Source organism: Sulfuricurvum sp. PD_MW2 (assembly GCF_002633015.1).
Lineage (GTDB): Bacteria > Campylobacterota > Campylobacteria > Campylobacterales > Sulfurimonadaceae > Sulfuricurvum.
The window spans coordinates 1-23,355 of record NZ_NSIU01000016.1; the positions used below are offsets into that span (position 1 = coordinate 1).

The following is a 23,355-nucleotide window of genomic DNA, read 5'->3' on the forward strand; positions in this document are numbered from 1 at the left end:
GTGGACGGGAATTATAGGGGAAATTAACAATAATGTCAAGACCTTTCCTAAAGAAATACAAAAAATATTACAAAAAAATTTAGAATTTTGTTCTGGAGGGGGCTAAATGTAACTTTTTTACTCATTTTTGCCCCTTAAAGCCGTTAGTTTACTCCTCTTTACAAATAAATCATTAAAGAAACTCTTGTATAATCCTCTTTGTAAAATCCCTATTAAGGAAAAAGCAATGGCTTTATATGATCGCGAATACGCACGAGAAAGTGCTTTTGGTTACGAGAGCGCACACCGAAGTGAAGCGCAGATCGTTTCGTTTGTTAAAGATACCTATAAATTGTTTGCCGCTTCAATGTTGGCAGGCGGAGTAGGTGCTTATGTAGGTATGCCTTTTGCAGCTGTAGTTGCAGCTAATTACTGGTTTATCGCTATCCCATGGATGCTGTTTGGAATGTTCGGTCTTCAAATGATCAAAAACAAACCGGGTGTAAATATGATCGGATTGTTTGCGTTTACATTCGCAAGCGGTGTTATCATCACTCCGCTTCTTAGCCATATCCTCCATTTTTCTGGTGGAGCAACTATTATCGGTAATGCGTTTTTTATGACGGCAGCATTGTTCGGAGGTCTTAGTTTCTTTGCTATTAAAAGTGCAAAAGACTTCACAACATGGTCCAAGCCGATCATGATCGCTTTCTTTATTATTATGGCGTTCTCATTGATCAATGTCTTTTTCTTGAAAAGTCCAATGATTTATATCGCGATTCAAGCGGTGTTCTTGCTCGTAATCAGTATTATGGTATTGATCGATACGCAAAACGTTATCCGTGGTGCCTATGAAACACCGATGGACGGTGCGATCGCTTTGTATCTTGATTTCTTCAACCTTTTCGTTACTTTGCTTCAACTCTTCGGAATTTTCGGAAGCAGTGATGAGTAACTCTCTTCCCCCGGAACTTCTCCGGGTGGTCGATGCCAATCTAAACCGTCTCAAAGAAGGTATCCGTGTGATTGAGGATATAGCGCGCTATGTTCACAATGACAAGGAACTCTCCACCTCCCTCAAAAATCTACGTCATTTATGCCGAATCGATCCTATTGATGAATTATTAGCTTCTCGTGACAGCATAAACGATGTGTTACGCCCGACTATGCAAAGCGAAATGAACCGTACCGATTTGCGTTCTATTGTAATAGCCAACTATAAAAGAGCGCAAGAGTCGTCACGTGTTTTGGAAGAACTCTATAAAATAGTGGAACCTTCTTTAAGTGAGCAGTTCAAAACTATCCGCTATGAACTCTATACATTAGAAAAGAAAAACCTACTCAAGTGATGCATACACTCGAACAACTTCGATCCGGAAAACTCAAAGGGATCAAACGGCTAACTCTGAGTGAAAACCTCACTTACTTTCCCGAAGAGATATTTGATCTGGCGGAGACGTTGGAAATTTTGGATTTGAGCAACAATCATCTCAGCCACCTTCCCGATCTAAGTCGACTCACCCGTCTCAAAATCGCCTTTTTTTCCAATAATCGCTTCACGTCATTCCCCTCCTCCTTTCGAGAATGCAATAACCTCTATATGGTAGGATTCAAAAACAATCAGATTGAGGATTTTGACGAAGATATTCTCCCTGAGAGTATCAGTTGGCTCATCGTAACCGATAATCGACTCATGAGTCTCCCCCGATCTATCGGAAAACTAAGCAAGCTGCATAAATGCGCACTGGCCGGAAATCGCCTCGAAACACTCCCTGATGAGATGGCGCAATGTCAAAATCTTGAACTCCTCCGACTCTCTGCCAACAATCTCCAAAAGGTCCCCGAGTGGTTGTGGACTCTGCCAAAACTCTCTTGGCTTGCGTTTTCAGGAAATCCGTGCAGTGCAAAAGCCCTCTACGAACTTCAAGAGATATCTTTTGACACCTTGGATGTTAAAGAGAAATTAGGCTCAGGGGCTTCAGGAGATATTTACAAAGCATACTCACTACAACACCAAAAACCTGTCGCCCTTAAGCTCTTCAAAGGTGCGATTACGAGTGACGGGTACGCGCACGATGAGATGAATGCCACCATCAGCACAGGAGAGCATCCGAACCTCATCAAAGTCCTCGCAAAACTCTCAGGAGATGATCGGTTGGGATTAGTACTCGAATATATCCCTAATATGTATCGCAATCTGGGGCTGCCTCCCGATTTTGAAACCTGTACCCGCGATACATTCGCCAAAGAAACTTCATTTTCTCTTGAAACAATCTACGCCGTGGCAAAAGGAATCGCCTCTGCTAGTGCTCATTTGCACGCACGAGGGCTCATGCACGGCGATCTCTACGCCCATAATATCCTCATCAACGACGACAATCACTGCTATCTGGGGGATTTCGGTGCGGCCAGTTTTTATGAACCCCACTGTAAAGAGTTCGAGAGGATCGAAGTGCGGGCATTCGGATGTCTGCTGGAAGATATGCTCTCCCTCTGCCCCACCAAAGAGGGAACTCTCTATAGTATGTTAGAAGAGCTGAGAGAAAAATGCATGAATGAATCGGTGGAAGAGAGACCGCTGTTTAGCGAGATAAGGTTGTAATAAACACCACTTCAAATTCAAGATAAGAGAGAGGATAGGTTTCCATCAATTGTTTTGTCTGTGCGAAATCAAGAACCCTACGACCGCCGCTTACCCCGCTGCGTTTGATATAGCGAAACATTTCCCGTACCGAATCAAACTCTAACGTAGTGTGAAGTACTTCAAAACGGGCATTCAAATATTTCTCGGCAATGGCAATCACCTCATCCGCCGAACGCAATAACGGAGTAACTCCAGCACACTCATGCAATGTTTTGAAGGTACCGGCAGAAAAAATTGCCAAAGAGAGCGGAGCATTAAGGGAATCTAGCGATTTAAAAACTCCCTCCAAATCATCTGCCCACTGCAATGCCGAAGCGGAATAAATATGATCAAATCGCTCACCACTAAGTCTTTCAAATAATAAGCGATCGTTAAAATTTCCCAATATCAACTCGACATTGGACGAAACCGGATGCTGTTCAAGCATCGATGCAGAAAAATCAATTCCAATAAATCGATCCATATTCCAATCAATCTGTGAAAAAACCGTTCCATTCCCGCATCCCAAATCTAAAATCCGTTTCGGTTGATCTACGGTTGAAGAAATCAGTTTTTGGGCAACGAGACGCTGGATCACGTTATGGCTCCCATACTCCGCGGCATAACGGGAAAACTCGTGACAAACACTACTCATCGGCGATTAATAACCAAAGCAAGAATAAAAATGACCAAAAGGCACAAAACGATTGCTGCACCGCTAGGAAGGGAAAAGAGATACGATGCACTAAGACCGATAATAACCGAAAGTAGAGCAATTGCGACAGAAAGTAATGTCGTAGGATAAAATCCCATCCCAAAACGAATGGCAGCAACCGGAGGGATCACCATCAGCGCTCCAATCAAAAGCGTTCCGACCACACGAATGGAGAGAGCAATAATAACGGCAATCACACTCACAAGCATAAAATTAAGAAGGGTGACACGAATCCCCCCTGCGCGGGCAACATCCTCATCGAACGCAATAAAATAGAGCTCTTTAAAAAATGCGATTAAAAGTGCCATCGCCAATGAGCCAAAAATCCCCATCACCCATAAATCCTGTGTACTAACCGAGAGGATAGAACCGAATAGATAACTAAACAAAGAGGCGTTAAACGATCCCGCCAATGAAACGATCACAATAGCAAGGGCGAGAGATCCGGAGAGAAAAATGGCAAGTACCGAGTCCGAATACATTCCATGAGTGCTGCGCAAATACTCAATCAGCCATGAAGCGACCAACGAAGCCAACACCGCGATCCATAAAGGGCTCATTCCAAAAAGCAACCCAACCGCCACACCGACAAGCGATACATGAGCCAACGTTTCACTCAGAAGCGAATAACGACGCAGAACAATAAAAGAACCGCTAATGGATGCCAATACCGCAATCATCAGCCCCGCGATAAAGGCCCTCTGCATAAAAGGGTAGTTCAACATTTCTAACATTTAATTCCCCTCTTTAATGGTTATGCGATACAAGATGCGCCGGTGTACCGTAGAGTCGGCTCATCTCATCGCACCGGAGCATTTCGCCAGGATTTTGAGAGACCAATACACTTTGGTTGACAAACAAAAGACGGGTGATATCTTCGGCAATCACCCCGACATCATGCGTGATGAAGAGAATAGAGAGCTTTTTGGTTTTATTCAATGTACGAAGAAGTTCATAAAAACGGTGCTGTGATTCGACGTCAACTCCCGTGTTAGGTTCATCAACAATCAACACGTCGGGAGCAGAGGCAAGTGCACGGGCGATCATAACCCGCTGACGCTGACCGCCCGAGAGATTGCCGATCAGACGATCTGAGAGATCCGAAACACCCATCAGCTCCATGGCTTCTACAATAGCAGCTTTATCCTCGTGTGATTCAAATCCAAAAATACCTCGTCTGGCATAACGTCCCATCCCGACCACTTCTCTCACCGTTGCCGGAAAAGAACCGTCTACCAATGCGGAGCGCTGCGGAACATAACCGATACGGTTCCAATCACGAAACCGTTTTTGAGGTATCCCAAAAAGTTTTATTTCACCTGATGTGGGCTTTTCAAGACCGAGCAAAAGACGAACCAATGTCGTCTTCCCTCCGCCGTTGGGACCGATGATAGCGCAGTACTCCCCCGGCAAAATTTTAAACGTAGAATTTTTGAGGACCAAATTCCCCTGCCGCTCAAAGTTGAGGTTATTCACTTCAAAAAGGCTAGGGGAAAATTTCAACGGCACTCCATCGCTTCTCGTAATTTTTTCAGGTTCTCCCGCATAATGGAGAGATAGGTTTGATGCAATTTTAACTCATCTTGGCTAATATTTTCGAGCGGTTGAAGCGCAACCGCTTTCGCACCCGTCTCTTGAGCAATCGTTTGGGAGACGTTATCATTGATCAGCTCTTCAAAAAATATCGTTTTCATCCCATGCTCTTTCACCACTTCAACTACATGAGCAACAGTCTGTGCGCTCGGCTGTTCATCCGAAGAGAGCCCGATGACTGAAACGTTCTCGAGCTTGTTGGCATGTGCAAGGTATCCGAATGCGTCGTGATTAGAGATCAACGTACGATTTTTACACTCTGCTAACCCGGTCGTGAATTCGGATTTAAGTTTTTGAAGTTCTCCAATGTATGCCGCAGCATTTTTATGAAACAGTTCTGCTTTTGAAGGAAGAAGTTTCGAGAACTCGGCATCCAATGTCTGTGTCATGGCAATCATATTGTCAATATCAAGCCAATAGTGGGGATCATAGGCACCATGATGGTGTTCATCCTCGGTATGTTCATCATGCTCCTCTTCTTTTGACAAAACAACATGTTGACTCATATCGACCACTCCGGTTGTTGAGCTCAACGTTTTTTTTATCCCTTCCGCCCATGTCTCGAAGCCCGCACCGTTATAAACAAACAAAGCCGACTTTGAGAGTTCTGCTACTTGGGTTGGGTTGGGAGAAAACATATGAGCATCACTCCCCAAAGGGACAATCGGATGAATCTCCAGTGCATCACCCGCTACAGCGTTTGCAGCTTCATGCAAAGAGAATGTACTCACGGAAACAACAATTTTCTCTTCTCCCGTTCCCTCTTTTTTTTGAAGATTCGGTGAAAAAAAACTCATTCCGATTACAATAACGGTGATCACGCCACCAAAAACAATCAAACGTCTGGTATCCATAGTTTCATCTCTCTTTCACAGATTTTGTCTCATTTGTTTTATGAGTATGCGTAATAGTACGCTATCGAGGAGATGGCAATGGCTAAAAAAAGGCCCAATTTTCTTTTCAGCGAACAGCGATTGCACATATCCTCTCCTTCGATACAAAAAAGGTATTTTATCTTACTCATTTAAAAAGGAGCTTCATTCCTCTCTTATGAACACTATGGTATAATCGCGAACTTTTTTAAAATTCAAGGATTAATATGACAGGCATACTGCTCATCGTACAAATCGCTTTGGTCGTTATGATCACGATTGCGGTACTTCTACAAAAAAGCTCAAGCATCGGCTTGGGTGCATACAGCGGTTCAAACGAATCGGTTTTCGGTGCAAAAGGTCCGGGGAGTTTCTTGGCTAAAGTAACCTTTTTCCTCGGATTCATTTTTATCGTCAACACTATCGCGCTCAGCTATTTCTATGCACAACAAAAAAATAAATCGGTAGTTGATGCAATGATCGAAAAAACTGACGTTGCCGCACCGACGATTAATATCGTAAACGATACCAACGCAACCAAATAAGACGGAAGGAATTAATTATGCTAAACGAAGTGTATCAATTTTGTGAAGAGAAAATGCAAGGAAGCGTTGACCACATGCTCAGCGATTTCCGTACATTACGTACCGGAAAAGTAACAACCAAAATCCTTGACAATATCCGTGTTGAAAGCTACGGTTCACTGGTTCCTTTGGAGCAGGCAGCGAGCGTTTTGGCTACCGATGCCACTACTATCACTATCTCTCCATGGGATAAATCGATGCTTAGCGTGATCGAAAAAGCGATCCAAAAAGCAGACATCGGTGTCAATCCGAATAACAATGGAACCGACATTAAACTTTTCTTCCCACCGATGACCGTGGAACAACGTCAAGAATCGGCAAAAAAAGCCAAAGGGATGGCGGAAGATGCGAAGGTAGGTGTTCGTAATGATCGTAAAAAAGCAAACGATAAAATCAAAGTACTCGAAAAAGACAAATTGATCACACAAGACGAATCTAAAGGTGCTCAAGATAAAGTACAAAAAATCACCGATAAATTTACTGCTAAAATTGACGAATTGCTCAAAAACAAAGAGCAAGAACTTCTAACGGTGTAATGATGGATATCAAAGCAATCTATATGAACGCCAACGCCATGTTGGAAGGGCATTTTAAACTCAGTTCCGGAAACCATTCGCAGTATTATCTCCAATCGGCAAAAGTACTCGAAGATCCTAAAACGGCGAAACTGCTTGCCGATGCGCTTGCCCTAAAGATCCAAGAAAACGGTATCGAGATTGATACGGTATGTGCTCCGGCACTTGGTGGATTGATCGCAGGCTTTGCCCTCGCAACGGCGCTCGATAAACGCTCTATTTTTGCTGAGCGGGTCAACGGTGAGATGCAAATCCGCCGTGGATTTGAAATCACTCCGGGTGAAAAAGTCCTTATCTGTGAAGACATCATCACCACGGGCGGTTCAGCAATGGAAGCGGCCAAAGCAATCGAAGCATTGGGCGGAGAAGTGGTCGGTTTTGCCGCATTGGCAAATCGCGGGTTCTGTAAACGTGAGGGGAGCGAATTGGAGCGCAAATCAAACTGCGCTCTCCCTTGTGATAAACCTCTTTTTGCTTTGGCCGATTTCAATTTTGAAATGTATGCGCCGGAAAGCTGCCCATTGTGTGCCGATGGAAGCGAAGCAATTAAACCGGGCTCACGTGGCAACTAATGTCTGCTAATCCTGAAAATTTTAAAGTCGATATGCCGCATCTTCAAAAGGTGCAGCGAACGATTCGTAAAGCGGGAAATATTTTCCCCAATGAAGCAGAGCTGGTCAATACGCTTGAAGATTTAATCATCAAAGCACAAGACGATACTTCGCTCAATACCTATTATTCTATGGCTCAATACCTCAAACAACGGGTCAAAGAGCTCAAAAATCATCTGAGTGAACCGGTCGAAGAGATCGATACCGCTCTCGAAGATCTTGAGTGGTCGATCCGCTATCTGCAGTGGCTTGTGGCCGAGCAGCCGAGCCACTCATAACTCACAACGCAGCGCTTCTCCTACGAGACGTGCTGCCACCTCTTTTTTCCCATCAATCGTAATCGAAATAGGCAATCCTCGCAACTCTCTTTTCTCTTCCAAACTTACCACTTTAACAACCAATTTTACATCTGGAGCGTATCGGAGAATTGCTTCGCAAATGAGTCTTTTTTTCTCCAAATTATCGAGTGTGATAATGACACTGACCGAATCTTTGGTACACAGCTTATCCAAAATAGCGCTCTTGGACATATCGCCAAAATAGACCTCTTGTTTATCTTTTAAAGCTTCTTCGACATGCTTATAGCTGTTATCGGCGACAACATAGTCTACCCCCTCAGCACGAAGCGCTTTGGCGACAAATTTGCCGACCACACCATATCCGCACACAATAATATGATTTTTACGTCCCGGTAACATGGCAAAGGTTTCAGTCACACTGACGTCTTTGAAAAAATAGCTACTGATTGTGGATAAATAGGTCAAGACAAACGGAGTAACCACAATCGATAATACGACAACGAGAACCAAAAGCTGTGACAGCTCAGAGGGGATGAGATTGTTATTTCCCGCCAATGCAAAAATAGCGAATGAAAACTCTCCCACCTGAGAAAGGGCAACCGCTGTTTTGAAAGCGATTTTATTTTGGGAATAGATCTGAACAATGGTAAAAATAACCGCTGCTTTAATCACCAAAACACCGATTAAAAATGCCAATATTTCGAAAAAATGAAGGCCGAATAAGCCTAAATCGATCTTCATCCCGACCGTCACAAAGAATGTCCCCAGCAAGAGATCTTTAAACGGTGCAATGTCCGCTTCAACTTTATGGTGATAACGCGTTTCGGCGATAATCATCCCCGCAACAAAGGCTCCTAGCGAATAGGTAAACCCTGCATACGATGCCAAAAGTGAAGAAGCAACGACGATAACCAAAACCGATCCCATAAACAACTCATCCACTTCACTGCTCGATGAGAAGTGAAGGAGCCATGTCATCACCCGCTTACCGACGATAAAAAGCAACCCGATAATCACAACCGCACTCAAAAGTGTTTGCAATAATACATCCCCGATGTTTTTCCCATCGGAACTTAAAAAACCGATCAAAATCAAAATTGGAATGACCGCGATATCTTGGAAAATCAAAATTCCGGTTGCTTTTTGACCGTAGGGACGGGCAATCTCTTTCGTCGATTTGAGATAGGTCAAAACAACCGCGGTAGAGGAGAGCGACAATGCCATCGAGGTGATCAAGGCCGTCTCTATCGAAATCCCCAAAATACCATATGCTACGGTGAAAAAAAGAACTGATGAGATCAGAACCTGAAAGCCTCCGTTGAAAAAAACATCTTTTTTCATTTTTGAAAGGCGTTGCAATGAAACCTCAAGTCCGATCGTAAACATCAAAAAGACGACCCCGAATTCCGCAATCATCGCAAGGGTATGGGAATCAGCCATATGGCGAAGATCAAATGCATAGGCTACCGTCACACCGGTCAAAATATATCCGATAATCTGTGAAATTCCGAACCGTTTCAAAATAAGATTGACGACGATCGATAATCCCAAAGCAATAGTGACGTAATAAAGAGCAGATTCCATAAATTTCCAATTTTTCAAACATTTTTATAAGACTTCAAAGTATATAATACGTTCCTTAAGAAGAGTGCTAAAAACAGCTCTATTTTGGGTCAGAGCGCCCATTCAACCCCATTTTCGGCTTCAGATTGATAAGGATTAACGTATGACCAAGTATATTTTTGTGACCGGAGGGGTACTCAGCTCACTCGGTAAAGGGATCACCGCAGCGAGTATTGGTGCATTGCTCAAACACGCCGGAAAACAAGTCGGCATGCTAAAAATTGACCCGTACATCAACGTCGATCCGGGGACTATGAGTCCGCTCGAGCACGGTGAAGTATTCGTCACCAAAGATGGTGCCGAAACTGACCTTGATATCGGAAACTACGAGCGTTTCCTCAACGCATCGTTTCTACGAACCAGTAACTTTACGACAGGACAAGTCTACAGTTCGGTTATCGAGCGCGAGCGCAGCGGCGGATACTTGGGGCAAACCATCCAAGTCGTTCCGCATATCGTCGGTGAGATCGTCGATCGTATCAAAAAAGCGGGTGAGGGACATGAGATCCTTGTCGTCGAACTCGGCGGTACCGTAGGAGACATCGAGGGATTGCCGTACATGGAAGCGATCCGTATGATGAAACATGATGACGAGGTCGAAGGTACATTTTTTATCCATGTCACCCTTATCCCGTTTATCAAAGCCGCAGGTGAGCATAAAAGCAAACCAACCCAACACTCGGTTCAAGAACTTCGCCGTATCGGTATCACTCCGCAAATGATTATCGCGCGAAGCGAAGAGCGGTTGCCAAAAACGTTTAAAAAGAAACTCGCCCTTGCGTGTGATGTGAGTTCAGACAGTATCATCGAAGCGACGGATGAGCAAACGATCTATGCCGTACCGCTCAGTTTCTTGCAACAAAACATCCTTGCACCGATTGCAAAAGAGCTCGAGTTGGGTGAACTCAAACCGGATATGGAGCAATGGGATTCGTTGGTCAAAAAAATCGTCTCTCCGAAACACCATATCACCATCGGTTTCGTTGGTAAATATTTGGAGCTTAAAGAGTCGTACAAATCACTGATCGAAGCACTTATTCACTCAGGTGCCCATCTCGATACCCGTGTCGCAATCCACTGGGTTGACAGTGAAAAAATCGAAACACAAGGTGCAGAAGCACTTCTACGCGACTGTGACTCCGTTCTTGTCGCCGGTGGGTTCGGTAATCGCGGTGTTGAAGGCAAGATCGAAGCCATCCGTTATGCACGTGAAAATAATATCCCGTATTTGGGAATCTGTTTGGGAATGCAACTCTCCATCGTCGAATACGCACGCAATGTCCTCGGATATGAAGATGCCAATTCGATCGAATTCAATCCAACAACCACTCATCCGATGATCTATCTGATCGACAACTTCATCGATCAATCGGGTGAAACACAGCTTCGCACCCACCACTCTCCGATGGGGGGAACTCTCCGTTTGGGTGAATATCCGTGTGAAACCAAAGAGGGTTCAAAACTGCGTGCGGCATACAATAATGAAGCATTGATCTATGAACGTCACCGTCACCGCTACGAAGCCAACCCTACCTATCGCGAAGCGCTCGAAAAAGCAGGGATGATCGTCACCGGTGAATCTCACGGTCTAATCGAAGCAGTAGAGATCCCTGCTCATCCATGGTTTTTAGGGGTACAATTCCACCCAGAATTTACCTCACGCCTTCAAAGCCCGAATGCATCGATTCTCGGGTTTGTAAAAGCAACGTTTGCGCATGCATACCCTGCCTGAGGTTCCCCTTCTCGATCACACACGATTGGAGAGTTTTTTAGCGCGCCGATTTGAGGCGCAGAGTGAAAAACTCTCCGATATCCCCCACCCTACTCTTCTCAAAGACGCACTCAAAGGCTCAAAACGTTTAGCCGATGCAATCCGCAGCAAAGAAACTATTGCCCTCGTCGGTGACTACGATGTCGATGGAGTCACCTCCACGGCTATTGTCAAACGTTTTTTTGACCTCATCGACTATCCTTTGATCACAACGATACCGAATCGATTTACCGATGGGTACGGTGTTTCCAAAACCGTCTTGGAGCGATTGGAAGCTGATGTCATATTTACGGTGGACAACGGAATCAATGCCCTCGAAGCCGCAGCAGTGTGCAGGAGCAGAGGGATTGATCTGATCATCACCGATCACCATACGCCAGGAGACACTCTCCCCGATGCCTATGCTATCATTAATCCAAAACAGTTGGATTGCCCCTATCCGTTCAAAGAGATATGCGGAGCACAGGTCGGCTGGCTCCTCATGGGACTTTTGAAGCAAGAGCTCAACCTCTCGATCGATATGCGTCAATTTTTTCCGTTTTTATCTCTCGCGATCATCGCCGATGTGATGCCGCTGGTGGGAATCAACCGCGCAATTGTCAAAACCGGATTGGAGATGATGAACCGCTCACAACTTCCCGCATTTGCCATGATTCGCGATTTCTTGAACCGTTCTTCCATCTCTTCTGAGGACATTGCCTTTCAAATCGCACCGCGTATCAACTCGGCCGGACGACTCGAAGATGCCTCTATCGCTCTTGAATTTTTGCTGGCCAATACCACCGAAAAAGCGTATCATCAATTTGAATTGCTCACGGCGCTCAATACTTTACGCAAAGAGACCGAAGCCCAAAACACTGCCGAAGCGATGGAGTGCGTCAATCCTTCCGATTCAGTGATCGTCGTTGCGGGTGAGCATTGGAATGAGGGAGTTGTGGGAATCGTCGCTTCGCGTCTGGTCAGTCACTTCCAAAAACCCGCCATCGTACTCAGTATCCATAACGGCATTGCCAAAGGCTCCGGACGTAGCATCGGGAACGTCGATCTTTATACTCTCATCAAATCCCAAGAGTATCTTTTAAGCAAATTCGGCGGACATAAAATGGCAGCCGGCTTATCAATGAGCATTGAGAACGTCGATGCATTTCGCATCGGGATCAATCAGGCTGCACGCACCATCCCGCCCGAAGATTTTATCCCCCATAACGATGTTATCGGAGAACTCGAACACGAGATGATCAATTTCCAGCTCCTAGAACTATTAGAGCGGTTTGAACCTTACGGTGAAGGGAATCCCCGACCAAAGTTTCTGATCCGAGAAGCGGATGTGATCGCCGTAAAGCTTTTCGGAAGCGATCAATCGCACAGTCGCATTGAACTGCGCCCCAAAGCGCTCAGTCCAAAAACACTCGAACTGATCGCATTTCGCCGAACACTCGAATGTCCGAAAAACAAAAAAATCTCCTGCAGCTATACCGTCAATAAAAACGAGTGGAACGGGCGTGTCTCGATTCAACTTATGATAGAGCGGCTATTTTGATCTACCGTTTCCTCCTCGTCGTATTGTTTTTCATCGGGTGCGGCTCCCCCGATGCAGCGCTGCCTTACCCTATCACAATCAGCGAAGAGGGTCTTGGAGCCATTCATCCTGATACACCGATCAATCAAATCAATACACTCTTGAGCGGTTTTGACTTTGAAAAACTCTCTCAGGTCTCCTCTGATCACAACAACGTGATTCTCCAAATGAAACGAGCCGGCCACCCTATCGCGCAAATCGTCTCCGATGAAACAGGAAAAAAAATTGCCGTGATCTACATAACCTCCAATCTCATCAAAAATAAGCAGGGATTGGGGCTGGGCGATACACTTCCCAAAAACAAGCATATTCTCTGTAAAGGCGATCTGTGCACAGGGACAAATGAACCCTCTGTACACTATCGCATTGACCCGAATCGTCGGACTATCCTCGAAATAACCTTTTCACGGCTATAATACACCTATGGATACATTTTTTATTGAATTTCGCGATCCCCTTTTCGGTATCGTTGTTTTTTTCATCCTTCTTTTTGTGCTCTCTTTTTTGAGCTATTGGTGGGGGCGATACAAAAGTGTTCGGGAACACCGTGATCTCGAATCGTTTTTGGGGAAATTCGAATCGATCGGCGAAGGGGACAAACTTGCCGAGCAGGTTCAAACAAACTCTATCACCAGCGAATCGTGGCTCTTGCTTGCCCAAAGTTTTGAGCATCAGGGGAACTATGAAAAAAGTGTCGAAATCTATCATGCACTCCTGGCTAAAAACCGTGATCCCATTTTCCAAAAAGATGCATTGCTGCTATTGGGAAAAAGCTTTTTCAAAGCGGGATTTTTAGAGCGTTCCCGTCAGACCTTCTTGCAAATTTTGGGCAATTCGCCGCGGACTCCGCAAGCGCTCCATTATTTGATTCTGATTTATGAGCAGCTTCAGCAATACGACAAAGCGCTTGAAGTGATGGAATCTCTCGAAGAGCTCTCTACCGATGCTCTGAGTGAAAAACTCTATTTACAATGCCGACTTCTCATCAGTGATCATCGAATCGGTATCGATCAAAAAGCGCAACAACTAATCGCTCTTTATGAAGAACACCATGCTTTGGGATATATGATTTTTGAATGGCTCTTTACTTATAGAGCACATGAAGCGTGGAAATATTTTGATCAGTCGTTGAGCGAACGCCTGAGCGACGTGTTGTGGCGGTTGGGAGATGAAAATCTTGATTTGGATATAATTGCACGTAACACCTATCTGCGTGAGCTTTTCAGTGCGAGAGGATCACTCGAATTGGCCGAAGGAAGTTCGATTTTCGAACTGGATGTTCTCATCGCCCTTCGCCGCTGCGGTGTGGCAAAATCGACGTTGCAGTTTGAATACACGTGTAACAAATGCAATCAAATCTCATTTTTGCCGTTCCACCGCTGCCCGCACTGCCACGCCATCGATAGCGTTCAGAGCATCATGAATCTTTCAAAGGAACGTTTTGAAGAAAATAACTCTCTTCAGTGACGGCTCAGCGCTGGGAAATCCGGGGCCGGGAGGATACGGTGCAATTCTCCGCTACGGAGACAAAGAACGGATCATCAGCGGCGGGGAAGAGCATACGACCAATAACCGTATGGAACTTTTGGGAGTGATCGAAGGGTTACGTGCGCTCAAAGAACCGTGCGACGTCACGATCATCTCAGATTCTTCCTACGTGATCAAAGGGATCAACGAGTGGCTTGAGGGGTGGATCAAACGCAACTTTGCCAAGGTGAAAAACCCCGATTTGTGGCAAGAATATATCCGTGTTGCCAAGCCCCACCAAATCAACGGAGTATGGGTACGCGGCCACAACGGCCATCCCGAAAACGAACGGTGTGACCTCATCGCCCGAGATGAGGCGGAAAAATTTAAAAAAGGATTGAAGAACTAATGGATAACTTAACGACCCTGCAAGAACAACTAGGGTACACCTTTAAAAACAAAGAGCTCCTTATTGAAGCGCTGACGCACAAAAGCTATAAACAGCCCTACAATAATGAGCGCTTGGAGTTTTTAGGAGACGCGGTACTCGATCTCATCGTCGGTGAATACCTCTACAAAAAGTTTCGTGGCTATGATGAGGGGAAACTCTCCAAAATGCGTGCATCACTCGTCAACGAAGGGGGATTTACCTCTTTGGCCAATCATATCGCTCTAGGAGAGTATATCTATCTCTCAAATGCCGAAGAGAACAACAACGGCAGAACCAAAAGTTCTCTTTTATCCAATGCATTCGAAGCGGTAATGGGAGCAATCTACCTCGAAACCGGTCTGCAAAAGGTCCAAGAGATCACGATTGAATTGCTCGAATACGTCCATCCCGATATTTCGCTCGATTCGCTCTTCAAAGATTACAAAACCTCGCTCCAAGAGCTGACACAAGCCCACTATGGAACAACTCCGGAGTATCAGCTTATTGCCGAACACGGACCGGATCATAAAAAAGAGTTTGAAGTGGCTGTCATTATTGACGGCAAACGGTACGCTTCGGCCTGCGGAAAAAGCAAAAAACAAGCACAGCAGGAAGCGGCACAAATCGCATTGGAAATGTTAAACAAGGAGCTCAAATGAATCGGTTCGGTGAACGTTTTAGCATGACCACCTTCGGCGAATCCCACGGAAAAGCGATCGGGTGTGTCCTTGATGGTGTTCCTGCCGGATTAGCGATTGATGAAGCATATATTCAAAGCGAACTTGACCGCCGCAAACCGGGACAAAACGAGTTTGCTACCGCCCGCAAGGAATCCGATCAAGTTGAAATTCTCAGCGGGGTATTCGAGGGGCTCAGTACCGGTACACCGATTATGATGGTAATCTATAACACCGATCAAAAAAGCGGAGATTACAGTAATGTCAAAGATATTTTTCGCCCGGGGCATGCTGACTTTACCTACTTTCACAAATACGGTCTACGTGACTATCGCGGCGGCGGACGCTCAAGTGCACGTGAAACGGCGGCACGAGTTGCCGGAGGTGCAGTTGCGAAACTGATGCTTCGAGAGTTAGGAATCGAGTGCGAGAGCGGTATCAGTGCCATTCACGGCATCGAAGCACAATCTCTCGACTTCACCTATCCTCGCAATAGTCCTATCTATGCTCTCGATCCGAACGTTGAAGATGCACAAAAAGCGGCTATCTTAGATGCCAAAAATGCCCATGACTCCGTCGGAGGTGTTGCTACTGTAAAAATCAGCGGTCTGCCGATCGGCTTAGGCGAAGGGCTTTATTACAAACTCGATGCCGTTTTGGCCGAAGCGATGATGGGGATCAATGCCGTCAAAGCAGTCGAAATCGGCGAGGGGATTCACAGCGCAGAGCTCCTCGCGAGCCAAAACAACGATCCGATCACCCCAAAGGGATTTAAATCGAACCATGCGGGAGGAATTTTAGGCGGCATGAGTAATGGCGACGACATTCTGGTCCGTGTCCATTTTAAACCGACCCCTTCCATCTTCATCGATCAAGAGAGCGTCAATACTGAAAACGAAAGCGTCCACGTCTCTCTCAAAGGGCGTCATGATCCCTGCGTCGCCGTACGCGGTTCCGTCGTTGCTGAATCGATGGCGGCACTCGTCATAGCCGATATGGTGTTACTCAACATGGGACGAACGATGAGCGGGGTTGCCAACTACTATAAATAAGTGCCTCACTTAAGATTATTTTCGCTACCATAGATTATCTTATCCCAAAGGTTTTTCTGTGGCAAGCGTTCAAAACTGCTACCTTCTCGATACCTCCGTTATCTTGGATGATCCAACCAATATTTTACGTATCAGCGATGAAAATCATAACGGTGTTGTCATCACTAACGTCGTTTTGGCCGAACTCAACAGTAAAAAAGACGATATGCGTTCCGAAGCGGGCTTTCAGGCACGTGAATTTTTCCGCCTTGCGGATGCTGCATGGGGTGAGCCGATCAGTTTCATCGAGCTCCCCGAGTGTGTCCGAAAGCACGTCAGTGTCGAAGAGTGCAAAAATGACCGCTACTATCGCTTGTCTTTGAATTTTGATCGTTCATTGCACGGCGGTGAAGCAAATCTTATCGATCTCTTTATCATTCACCGTGAGCACTACCGCATTTCGCATAATTTCTCCGAACCAAAAGGGATTAATGATGCCAAGATCGGCGAGATTGCCGATGATTATGATCTCACTCTCCTCTCCAATGATATGTCCTTTCGTATCGCCGCTGAGATCCGTGGTATCCGCACCCAAAGTATCCGTAACAGCAGTGTCGAAGCACCCGAACAAATCGATTTTACCTACACCTACGAATACGAAGAGACCCCTGCCCTTCCAAGTGATGTCGAACACCATAACTTCGATCAGCTCACCTTTGTCCAAAAAGCACTCAGTACCTCATCGGAGATGTACGAAACAGGGATTCAGCGTCACGCATTTTGTTTCAATAACCAAATCGAATGGTGTGATTTTGACCGCCGATTCGGAGAACACTTCAATGAGGAGCTGGTACGTCCGCTCAATCTGGAGCAAAAGTTTTACTACGCGATGATGACCCATCCCCAAAATTACGTGACTGTTGTCTCCGGATCTACCGGATCGGGAAAAACGCTCGTCGCGCTTCAAGCAGGATTGGAGTTGGTCGAAGAGGGAATTGTAGAGGGGATTATTTATGCGCGAAATACCGTTACCTCGAACGATCAAGCAGCAGAACTCGGTTTTCGCAAAGGGGATGAAGAACAAAAACTCAGTTTCTTCATGTATCCGCTCTACTCTGCCGTCAATTTTACCATCGAACACCAAAGCAAACGCTCGATTGATGCACGCGTCGAGTATACCGGCAATACCAACTCGGTCAAACGGGAAAATGCGACCGAAGTTTTTATGAAAAAATACAATATCGAGACGATGGACATAGCCCACTTACGTGGAACCACCATCTCGCGCAAATTCGTGATCATCGATGAAGCGCAGAACATGACCAATGCAACGCTCAAACTCATCGGAACCCGTATGGGGGATGAAACACGTCTTGTCGTCATGGGTGATCCAGGGCAAATCGACCACCCGTTCCTCTCAAAACGACGAAATGCCCTTGTGACGTTACTCAATAAAGCACAGCATAATAATTTTATTGCAGGGATTCAGTTACGTCATACAATCCGAAGTCAAGTAGCCGATTGGTTTGATAAAAATTTTTGAAGGCAATATTCCCGCGAATGCGGGAATAATAGTTAGATAGGAAGAACTCGGATCTTTTGTGAAAGTTTCTCTTTGAGGGTTGCTTCAATCGCATAAAGCGTCCCTGTACTAGAACTTGCACAGCCCGAACACGCACCCAAATAGCGAATATAGACATCAATATAATCCGGTGAATCTTTAATATCGATAACTTCCATATTTCCGCCGTCCATAATCAAAAACTGACGGATCGACTCATCGATAACACTATCGATTGCTTTGATTTTTTGAACCAACGTCATCGCTTCGAAATCACCATGACTTCCCGCATCTGCAGCAGCCCGCATCTTCTCTTGATCCATCTCGGCACGAACATCTGCAAGGATATCAACGAGATAGTATTCACGTGCTTCGTGTCCGCCCGGCTTGATACATGACTTACAGAATCCGCCTGCTTTTGTATAGTCGGTGATCTGTTCTACCGTTTTGAGATCATTCAGACGAATCACTTCCCGCAATGTCCCCAGACTTACACGAGCACATTCACATACAATGATTTCATCTTCAAAACTTGATTCATCAACACCAAGGTAGAGCCCTGCCGCTTTTTTGATAACGTCATACGCCATAACCGAACAGTGCATTTTTTGCGGTGGAACGGCAGGTACATCCGGAGCGTCACGCAATGCAAATTCTACGTCGATATTAGTGATTTTAACCGCTTCTTGAACTTTTTTACCGATACACAGTTGTGTCATCATATCCGAACTTGCGATCGCAGTACCACAGCCGAAACTTTTAAATTTTGAGTTTACGATTACATCCGTTACCGGATCAACTTCCCAGTACAAACGGACCGCATCACCACAGCTCTCTGCTCCGAAATCGGCAACAATCAGCTTGTGTCCTGCTGCGGCAGCTTCTTCTTCCGTAATTTCCCCCTGATGCTGAGGGTTATTCATCAATGTTGTTACTTTATTAGAATATTGATCCCAAAGAGATCCGCCCAAAAGATCATTTTTAGCCATAACGTATTCCTTATCAGTGGTGGATGTGACATTCTCCGGCTTCGCCGCCGGGAGTTGGTTGTACTTTTGCGTACGAACTGGATATTGAACGCAAACGCGCAACGGCACGCTTGAAGTGATCAATAACATAATCGATCTCTTCATCCGTTGTAAATCGCGATAAACTCAAACGGATTCCCGTATGCGCCAATTCGTGATCGGCACCGATCGCGAGCATTACCGTATTGGCTTCCAAATCTTCCGATGCACAGGCCGATCCGGTCGATGCACCGATAAGGGCGTTGTTGAGATCCCATAGCATCCCCTCGCCCTCAACACCGCGAATCGAAATCAAGATGGTATTTGGAGTACGGTTATCACGCTTTCCAACTACCATCACATCGCTGAGTTCTGCAAGCAACGCATCTTCCAAACGGTCACGTTTTGCACGAATTGATGCCATTTTCGCTTCGATATTTTCGGTAGCAAGTTCAATCGCCTTACCCATTCCTACAATATAAGGAACATTGAGCGTTCCTGAGCGGCGTCCGCCCATATGTTCCCCACCGTGAAGCAGAGGAGTCAACTCTTGCGAATTGCGGATATACAAGGCACCGATCCCTTTTGGACCATGAAATTTATGCGCCGACATCGATACAAAATCAACATGAACGTCTTGTAAATCTACAGGAATTTTTCCAACCGCTTGTACTGCATCGGTGTGGAACAATACCCCGCGCTCTTTACAGATTTGACCGATCTCTTTTATCGGGAAAATCATCCCGGTTTCGTTGTTCGCCCACATGACTGAAACCAACGCGGTTTTTTCAGTGATAAAACTGCGAAGAGTATGGGCTTCAACGACACCTTGATCATTGACCGGAAGATAGGTTACTTTAACTCCCTGCTCTTCAAGGAATTTACAGGTAGATAGAACCGATGGGTGTTCCACTTCCGTCGTTACGATATGGTTTTTATCACCGTTAAGGATCTTATCTGCCCATACCGATTTAAGAACCCAGTTATTTGATTCGGTTGCACATGAGGTAAAGATAATATCATCGTTATCGCTTGCGTTAATCGCTTTGTACATTTGATTGATCGCTTTGGTGATCGCGGGATGCGATGCCGTTCCATAGCGGTGGATCGAATTGGGATTACCGTAGATCTCACTGAAAAACGGAATCATTGCTTCAGTAACGGCAGGATCGACCATCGTTGTCGCATTGTTGTCTAAATAGACCTGCATGAAATTCTCCAAGTAGAGGGGTTGAAATAAAAGACTAAATTAGTCTTGTTTAGCTTTTGGGATAATAGTGCAAACGATGTTATAGTAACCTTAAGGGTTTTTTATATTTAGTAGTATTTAAGAATTCACTGAATTACTAAGATATTAGTTATGGTAGATTGATTTTTCCTATCTGCATTTAGATAGGAAAAATCGGGCATTTACAGCGATTTCATTTTCTCTTCAAAAAGAATTTTGTCCAAACTGTTATAGAACCCCTGATACCATGCACTGTCATTTATATGACCACTTCCGATCATCGCATAACGCCCTGTTAATGGTACCGGAATCGGTAGAGATATTCCGGCAAATCCGACTTGACCGGTATTGGCTTTCTTCTCCATTACATTATAGCTTGCGATCATCCCAACAGAAGAGGTTGTAGGTGTCACTGGTTTAAATGATATGGATACGGTAATCTCGGTAATCGTATCTTTATTGTACTGATCACCTCTGGCCGTTATAACACCATTTTCTTTAGTAACCGTCACAATGTTCATCTTGGATTGCATGAGCGTTTTTTTGAGCCCTTCAAACAGCTCATCTACGCTATACATGATTTCTCGTTGTTTATACCCTTCATTTCCTTCATTAACCGCAGTAGAAGGTGTATCCGCCATCAAAACATTCACCCAAAAGGCAGCAAGTAAAAAAATGATTTTCATAATTACTCTTCTGCAGCTACCGGCAATTTACAACTAAACGTACCGATATGCTTTACTTTGCCGTCGACGAATTTAATGATCAGATTATGGTACGTTCGGCTTTTTGTCTTCGGGTCATTCACATCCCCTTCGTATTTCCAAACCTCTTCATTATTAATTCTTTGCATGCTTGTAGGTCGCATCGGCATCATTGCACTTACCGTACTTTGATTCATATCATTGACAATACGGTATGAATTACCAATAACATCATTCAAAGGAAGTTGCTCTTTTCCTCCACATCCTACCAACAGGACACCCATCATACCTACTGCAACCAAGCTTGTTAGCTTTAACATTCACCACTCCCATAATAAATAAAGTAAAACCTTCAGATCAACTCTTCACAAAAATAAGCAAGAACTGATGTGAACATTCTATACTATTTGGTCTTACTTTCTATTCACTAGTTGTTCATTATCCCATCATCAGAGCGATCAACTGATCTATTGTCTCTTGATAACCGCTGGCATTCATCGCTTCTTGGGAAAGAAATGCTTCCATTTTCTCTTTTTTAGCAATCGCTTCATCGAGTTCACGATCCGTTCCTCTAACGTATGCACCAATACGAATGAGCATCTCATTTTCTTTGAGTAATGTATAAAGGCGACGAAACCGTCTTACGGCAGCGAGATGTTCAGGAGTGATAATATCGTTCATGACCCGTGAGGCAGAATTGAGAATATGGATCGGTGGATAAATCCCAAAATCGGTGAGTTCACGCGAGAGGACAATGTGACCATCCAAAATCGATCGTGACTGATCGGCAATCGGATCGCTCAAATCGTCCCCCTCAACCAAAACCGTAAAAAAGGCCGTAATCGAACCGTTACCTTCCTCTTTCCCTGCACGTTCCATCAACTGAGGCAATAAAGTCAATGAGGACGGTGGGTACCCTTTTGAAGTCGGCGGTTCCCCAAGCGCTAATCCAATCTCCCGCTGTGCCATTGCAAAACGGGTCACCGAGTCCATCATAAAAAGGACATCTCTCCCTTGCGATTTAAAATACTCCGCGACGCTCATAGCACTAAATGCACCATATTTACGCATCAGTGGGGAATCATCACTCGTCGCAACGACCAAAACGGTGTTCTCCAAATTACCACCGAGGCTTTTTTCGATAAATTCAGGAACCTCACGCCCCCTCTCACCAATCAGAGCGACTACTTTAATCGGAGCATCGGCTCCTCGGACAATCATCCCCATTAATGTCGATTTTCCGACTCCGCTGCCCGCAAAAATACCGAGTTTTTGACCTTTTCCACACGTTAAAAGACCATCGATTGTTTTGACTCCGACACTGAAGGGTTCATCGATCATCCCCCGCTTCATCGCAGCAATAGGTGCTTTTATGATCGATTCAAGGGCAGAGGAACCTATCGGCCCTTTTCCATCAATCGGATTCATAAACGGATCGACTACCCGTCCGAGCAACCCATCGCCTACTTCGATCATCATTCCGCTCTGATTCGGATAGACTTTATCGCCCGCCCGAAATCCCTCTACAAAACGAAACGGGGTGATAAAAAAACGGTTGCGTTCTACTTCACTCACCATTCCCAATGCTTCCGCACCGCTCGTTTCCGATACCATCAGCACCGTATCGCCGATACTCACATGGAGCCCTTCGGCGATGATTACGGTAGGGCTGATTTTCATTACCGTACCGAATACGGTCGTGAGTTTTTCAGTCCCCAAACGGCTGCGAAGCGATTTTAACGGCATATCTTAGTAACGATTCCCGCTTGATGAGTTGATGAGACTAAAAAATTCCATACGGGTCTTCTCATCACGTTTGAACAATCCTCGCAATGCACTCGAGGTAGTGGTTGAACTGATTTTTTCAACACCGCGCATCTCCATGCACATATGACGTGCTTGAATGACAACCGCAACCCCTTTGGGGCTGATCGCTTCCATCAATGCGTCGGCAATCTGTTCGGTCAGCTGCTCTTGAATCTGCATACGACGTGAAAACACATCGACTACACGGGGAATTTTTGAAAGCCCGACCACTTTCCCATCCGGAATGTACGCAACATGAGCCCGACCGATAATCGGCAGAAGATGGTGTTCACACGTCGAATAAAACTCGATATCTTTGATCAGCACCATCTCATCGTTTGAGCTTTGAAACATCGCCGAATTTAGAATGAGCTGAGGATCTTCTTTATATCCGCCAAACATAAACTCATACGCTTTCAAAACGCGCTCAGGTGTTTTGAGCAATCCTTCTCGCTCTACATCTTCACCGACGTGCGTGATCATCGTTTTCACCGCATTGATAAATTGTTCGTTACGATCTAATCCCATAGCTGCTCATTCCTATTAAATATTGCTATTACTCTATCATGACTTTGCTTTTATTTTAATTCAGCGTACAATTAACCCTTTTTGGATATTAT

At 45.1% G+C, this 23,355-nt stretch carries 26 protein-coding genes; 15 read left to right on the top strand and 11 right to left on the bottom strand.

Annotated elements, in window-relative coordinates; genetic code table 11:
- Positions 1-226 precede the first annotated feature (226 nt).
- From CJD30_RS07995 to CJD30_RS08005, 3 genes are read left to right on the top strand one after another with little or no spacing between them, the layout of a single operon-like run.
- A complete protein-coding gene (locus CJD30_RS07995) occupies positions 227-934 on the top strand; it encodes a Bax inhibitor-1/YccA family protein (RefSeq protein ID WP_294918138.1) in 708 nt (235 codons plus the stop codon).
- A complete protein-coding gene (locus CJD30_RS08000; RefSeq protein ID WP_294918140.1) occupies positions 927-1,328 on the top strand; it encodes a thiamine-phosphate pyrophosphorylase in 402 nt (133 codons plus the stop codon). Before CJD30_RS07995 ends, CJD30_RS08000 begins: the two co-directional genes overlap by 8 nt.
- On the top strand, positions 1,328-2,581 hold the full coding sequence (locus CJD30_RS08005; RefSeq protein ID WP_294918142.1) for a leucine-rich repeat-containing protein kinase family protein: 1,254 nt from the start codon (positions 1,328-1,330) through the stop codon (positions 2,579-2,581). Before CJD30_RS08000 ends, CJD30_RS08005 begins: the two co-directional genes overlap by 1 nt.
- Here the strand turns inward: CJD30_RS08005 and CJD30_RS08010 are convergent.
- The 4 genes from CJD30_RS08010 to CJD30_RS08025 are packed head-to-tail and all read right to left on the bottom strand — an operon-like array spanning position 2,562 to position 5,764.
- Positions 2,562-3,257 carry a methyltransferase domain-containing protein gene (locus CJD30_RS08010; RefSeq protein WP_294918144.1) on the bottom strand — a complete coding sequence of 232 codons (696 nt, stop codon included), beginning with the start codon at positions 3,255-3,257 and terminating at the stop codon, positions 2,562-2,564. The two genes, CJD30_RS08005 and CJD30_RS08010, sit on opposite strands and share 20 nt — an antisense overlap.
- The gene (locus CJD30_RS08015) at positions 3,254-4,051 is read right to left on the bottom strand and encodes a metal ABC transporter permease (protein WP_294918146.1); all 798 of its coding nucleotides are present in this window, start codon (positions 4,049-4,051) and stop codon (positions 3,254-3,256) included. Before CJD30_RS08015 ends, CJD30_RS08010 begins: the two co-directional genes overlap by 4 nt.
- A gap of 13 nt (positions 4,052-4,064) precedes the next feature.
- Complete coding sequence (locus CJD30_RS08020) at positions 4,065-4,826, bottom strand: metal ABC transporter ATP-binding protein (protein WP_294918147.1); 762 nt, start codon at positions 4,824-4,826, stop codon at positions 4,065-4,067.
- Complete coding sequence (locus CJD30_RS08025) at positions 4,817-5,764, bottom strand: zinc ABC transporter substrate-binding protein (protein ID WP_294918149.1); 948 nt, start codon at positions 5,762-5,764, stop codon at positions 4,817-4,819. The genes CJD30_RS08020 and CJD30_RS08025 overlap by 10 nt, the downstream gene beginning before the upstream one ends.
- Before the next feature lie 245 nt (positions 5,765-6,009).
- Here CJD30_RS08025 and secG point away from each other — a divergent pair, with 245 nt between their 5' ends.
- Genes secG through CJD30_RS08045 form a run of 4 tightly spaced genes read left to right on the top strand, consistent with a single transcriptional unit; the run spans position 6,010 to position 7,830 of the window.
- Positions 6,010-6,327, top strand: a complete 318-nt coding sequence (gene secG, locus CJD30_RS08030) for a preprotein translocase subunit SecG (protein ID WP_294918151.1) — start codon at positions 6,010-6,012, stop codon at positions 6,325-6,327.
- A 17-nt stretch (positions 6,328-6,344) separates the two neighbouring features.
- Positions 6,345-6,902: a ribosome recycling factor gene (gene frr / locus CJD30_RS08035; RefSeq protein ID WP_294918153.1), complete on the top strand. Its 558-nt coding sequence runs from the start codon at positions 6,345-6,347 to the stop codon at positions 6,900-6,902.
- 2 nt (positions 6,903-6,904) lie between these two features.
- Positions 6,905-7,513 carry an orotate phosphoribosyltransferase gene (gene pyrE, locus CJD30_RS08040; RefSeq protein WP_294918155.1) on the top strand — a complete coding sequence of 203 codons (609 nt, stop codon included), beginning with the start codon at positions 6,905-6,907 and terminating at the stop codon, positions 7,511-7,513.
- The gene (locus CJD30_RS08045) at positions 7,513-7,830 is read left to right on the top strand and encodes a hypothetical protein (protein WP_294918156.1); all 318 of its coding nucleotides are present in this window, start codon (positions 7,513-7,515) and stop codon (positions 7,828-7,830) included. Before pyrE ends, CJD30_RS08045 begins: the two co-directional genes overlap by 1 nt.
- Here CJD30_RS08045 and CJD30_RS08050 read toward each other — a convergent pair.
- Positions 7,825-9,435 (bottom strand): cation:proton antiporter, encoded by a 1,611-nt coding sequence (locus tag CJD30_RS08050; protein WP_294918158.1) that lies wholly within the window; start codon positions 9,433-9,435, stop codon positions 7,825-7,827. The two genes, CJD30_RS08045 and CJD30_RS08050, sit on opposite strands and share 6 nt — an antisense overlap.
- A 142-nt stretch (positions 9,436-9,577) precedes the next feature.
- On the opposite strand from CJD30_RS08050, the gene CJD30_RS08055 reads away from it, so the two are divergent.
- Genes CJD30_RS08055 through CJD30_RS08090 form a run of 8 tightly spaced genes read left to right on the top strand, consistent with a single transcriptional unit; the run spans position 9,578 to position 17,972 of the window.
- Positions 9,578-11,206 carry a CTP synthase gene (locus CJD30_RS08055; RefSeq protein ID WP_294918161.1) on the top strand — a complete coding sequence of 543 codons (1,629 nt, stop codon included), beginning with the start codon at positions 9,578-9,580 and terminating at the stop codon, positions 11,204-11,206.
- Entirely contained in the window at positions 11,190-12,785 is a 1,596-nt protein-coding gene (gene recJ / locus CJD30_RS08060) for a single-stranded-DNA-specific exonuclease RecJ (RefSeq protein WP_294918163.1), read from the top strand. Before CJD30_RS08055 ends, recJ begins: the two co-directional genes overlap by 17 nt.
- Positions 12,782-13,240, top strand: coding sequence for a hypothetical protein (locus CJD30_RS08065; protein WP_294918165.1), 459 nt, complete (start codon positions 12,782-12,784; stop codon positions 13,238-13,240). The genes recJ and CJD30_RS08065 overlap by 4 nt, the downstream gene beginning before the upstream one ends.
- 7 nt (positions 13,241-13,247) lie before the next feature.
- Positions 13,248-14,291 (top strand): tetratricopeptide repeat protein, encoded by a 1,044-nt coding sequence (locus tag CJD30_RS08070; RefSeq protein WP_294918167.1) that lies wholly within the window; start codon positions 13,248-13,250, stop codon positions 14,289-14,291.
- On the top strand, positions 14,266-14,700 hold the full coding sequence (rnhA, locus tag CJD30_RS08075; protein WP_294918169.1) for a ribonuclease HI: 435 nt from the start codon (positions 14,266-14,268) through the stop codon (positions 14,698-14,700). The genes CJD30_RS08070 and rnhA overlap by 26 nt, the downstream gene beginning before the upstream one ends.
- The gene (gene rnc / locus CJD30_RS08080; RefSeq protein WP_294918171.1) at positions 14,700-15,380 is read left to right on the top strand and encodes a ribonuclease III; all 681 of its coding nucleotides are present in this window, start codon (positions 14,700-14,702) and stop codon (positions 15,378-15,380) included. Before rnhA ends, rnc begins: the two co-directional genes overlap by 1 nt.
- Positions 15,377-16,450 (top strand): chorismate synthase, encoded by a 1,074-nt coding sequence (aroC, locus tag CJD30_RS08085; RefSeq protein ID WP_294918173.1) that lies wholly within the window; start codon positions 15,377-15,379, stop codon positions 16,448-16,450. The genes rnc and aroC overlap by 4 nt, the downstream gene beginning before the upstream one ends.
- A gap of 58 nt (positions 16,451-16,508) precedes the next feature.
- Positions 16,509-17,972: a PhoH family protein gene (locus tag CJD30_RS08090; RefSeq protein WP_294918175.1), complete on the top strand. Its 1,464-nt coding sequence runs from the start codon at positions 16,509-16,511 to the stop codon at positions 17,970-17,972.
- A 32-nt stretch (positions 17,973-18,004) separates the two neighbouring features.
- On the opposite strand, the gene CJD30_RS08095 is transcribed toward CJD30_RS08090, so the two are convergent.
- The 6 genes from CJD30_RS08095 to folE form a co-directional block, all read right to left on the bottom strand.
- On the bottom strand, positions 18,005-18,979 hold the full coding sequence (locus CJD30_RS08095; RefSeq protein ID WP_294918177.1) for an iron-sulfur cluster assembly scaffold protein: 975 nt from the start codon (positions 18,977-18,979) through the stop codon (positions 18,005-18,007).
- 13 nt (positions 18,980-18,992) lie between these two features.
- A complete protein-coding gene (locus tag CJD30_RS08100; RefSeq protein ID WP_294918179.1) occupies positions 18,993-20,207 on the bottom strand; it encodes a NifS family cysteine desulfurase in 1,215 nt (404 codons plus the stop codon).
- A 200-nt stretch (positions 20,208-20,407) separates the two neighbouring features.
- Positions 20,408-20,911 (bottom strand): hypothetical protein, encoded by a 504-nt coding sequence (locus CJD30_RS08105; protein WP_294918181.1) that lies wholly within the window; start codon positions 20,909-20,911, stop codon positions 20,408-20,410.
- A gap of 2 nt (positions 20,912-20,913) precedes the next feature.
- Positions 20,914-21,249 (bottom strand): hypothetical protein, encoded by a 336-nt coding sequence (locus tag CJD30_RS08110; protein ID WP_294918183.1) that lies wholly within the window; start codon positions 21,247-21,249, stop codon positions 20,914-20,916.
- A 118-nt stretch (positions 21,250-21,367) separates the two neighbouring features.
- Positions 21,368-22,675 carry a flagellar protein export ATPase FliI gene (gene fliI, locus CJD30_RS08115; RefSeq protein ID WP_294918185.1) on the bottom strand — a complete coding sequence of 436 codons (1,308 nt, stop codon included), beginning with the start codon at positions 22,673-22,675 and terminating at the stop codon, positions 21,368-21,370.
- Positions 22,676-22,678: 3 nt separating this feature from the next.
- Positions 22,679-23,263: a GTP cyclohydrolase I FolE gene (gene folE, locus CJD30_RS08120; protein WP_294918187.1), complete on the bottom strand. Its 585-nt coding sequence runs from the start codon at positions 23,261-23,263 to the stop codon at positions 22,679-22,681.
- Positions 23,264-23,355 lie beyond the last annotated feature (92 nt).

Bases quoted from the DNA above. Each gene is read 5' to 3' on its own strand.
- frr (WP_294918153.1), top strand. From the start codon at position 6,345: ATGCTAAACGAAGTGTATCAATTTTGTGAAGAGAAAATGCAAGGAAGC.
- CJD30_RS08095 (WP_294918177.1), bottom strand. From the start codon at position 18,979: ATGGCTAAAAATGATCTTTTGGGCGGATCTCTTTGGGATCAATATTCT.
- CJD30_RS08050 (WP_294918158.1), bottom strand. From the start codon at position 9,435: ATGGAATCTGCTCTTTATTACGTCACTATTGCTTTGGGATTATCGATC.
- CJD30_RS08010 (WP_294918144.1), bottom strand. From the start codon at position 3,257: ATGAGTAGTGTTTGTCACGAGTTTTCCCGTTATGCCGCGGAGTATGGG.
- CJD30_RS08000 (WP_294918140.1), top strand. From the start codon at position 927: ATGAGTAACTCTCTTCCCCCGGAACTTCTCCGGGTGGTCGATGCCAAT.
- CJD30_RS08005 (WP_294918142.1), top strand. From the start codon at position 1,328: ATGCATACACTCGAACAACTTCGATCCGGAAAACTCAAAGGGATCAAA.
- recJ (WP_294918163.1), top strand. From the start codon at position 11,190: ATGCATACCCTGCCTGAGGTTCCCCTTCTCGATCACACACGATTGGAG.
- secG (WP_294918151.1), top strand. From the start codon at position 6,010: ATGACAGGCATACTGCTCATCGTACAAATCGCTTTGGTCGTTATGATC.
- pyrE (WP_294918155.1), top strand. From the start codon at position 6,905: ATGGATATCAAAGCAATCTATATGAACGCCAACGCCATGTTGGAAGGG.
- fliI (WP_294918185.1), bottom strand. From the start codon at position 22,675: ATGCCGTTAAAATCGCTTCGCAGCCGTTTGGGGACTGAAAAACTCACG.
- CJD30_RS08100 (WP_294918179.1), bottom strand. From the start codon at position 20,207: ATGCAGGTCTATTTAGACAACAATGCGACAACGATGGTCGATCCTGCC.
- CJD30_RS08110 (WP_294918183.1), bottom strand. From the start codon at position 21,249: ATGTTAAAGCTAACAAGCTTGGTTGCAGTAGGTATGATGGGTGTCCTG.
- CJD30_RS08070 (WP_294918167.1), top strand. From the start codon at position 13,248: ATGGATACATTTTTTATTGAATTTCGCGATCCCCTTTTCGGTATCGTT.
- CJD30_RS08015 (WP_294918146.1), bottom strand. From the start codon at position 4,051: ATGTTAGAAATGTTGAACTACCCTTTTATGCAGAGGGCCTTTATCGCG.
- folE (WP_294918187.1), bottom strand. From the start codon at position 23,263: ATGGGATTAGATCGTAACGAACAATTTATCAATGCGGTGAAAACGATG.
- CJD30_RS08045 (WP_294918156.1), top strand. From the start codon at position 7,513: ATGTCTGCTAATCCTGAAAATTTTAAAGTCGATATGCCGCATCTTCAA.
- CJD30_RS08025 (WP_294918149.1), bottom strand. From the start codon at position 5,764: ATGGATACCAGACGTTTGATTGTTTTTGGTGGCGTGATCACCGTTATT.
- CJD30_RS07995 (WP_294918138.1), top strand. From the start codon at position 227: ATGGCTTTATATGATCGCGAATACGCACGAGAAAGTGCTTTTGGTTAC.
- rnc (WP_294918171.1), top strand. From the start codon at position 14,700: ATGGATAACTTAACGACCCTGCAAGAACAACTAGGGTACACCTTTAAA.
- CJD30_RS08105 (WP_294918181.1), bottom strand. From the start codon at position 20,911: ATGAAAATCATTTTTTTACTTGCTGCCTTTTGGGTGAATGTTTTGATG.
- CJD30_RS08055 (WP_294918161.1), top strand. From the start codon at position 9,578: ATGACCAAGTATATTTTTGTGACCGGAGGGGTACTCAGCTCACTCGGT.
- aroC (WP_294918173.1), top strand. From the start codon at position 15,377: ATGAATCGGTTCGGTGAACGTTTTAGCATGACCACCTTCGGCGAATCC.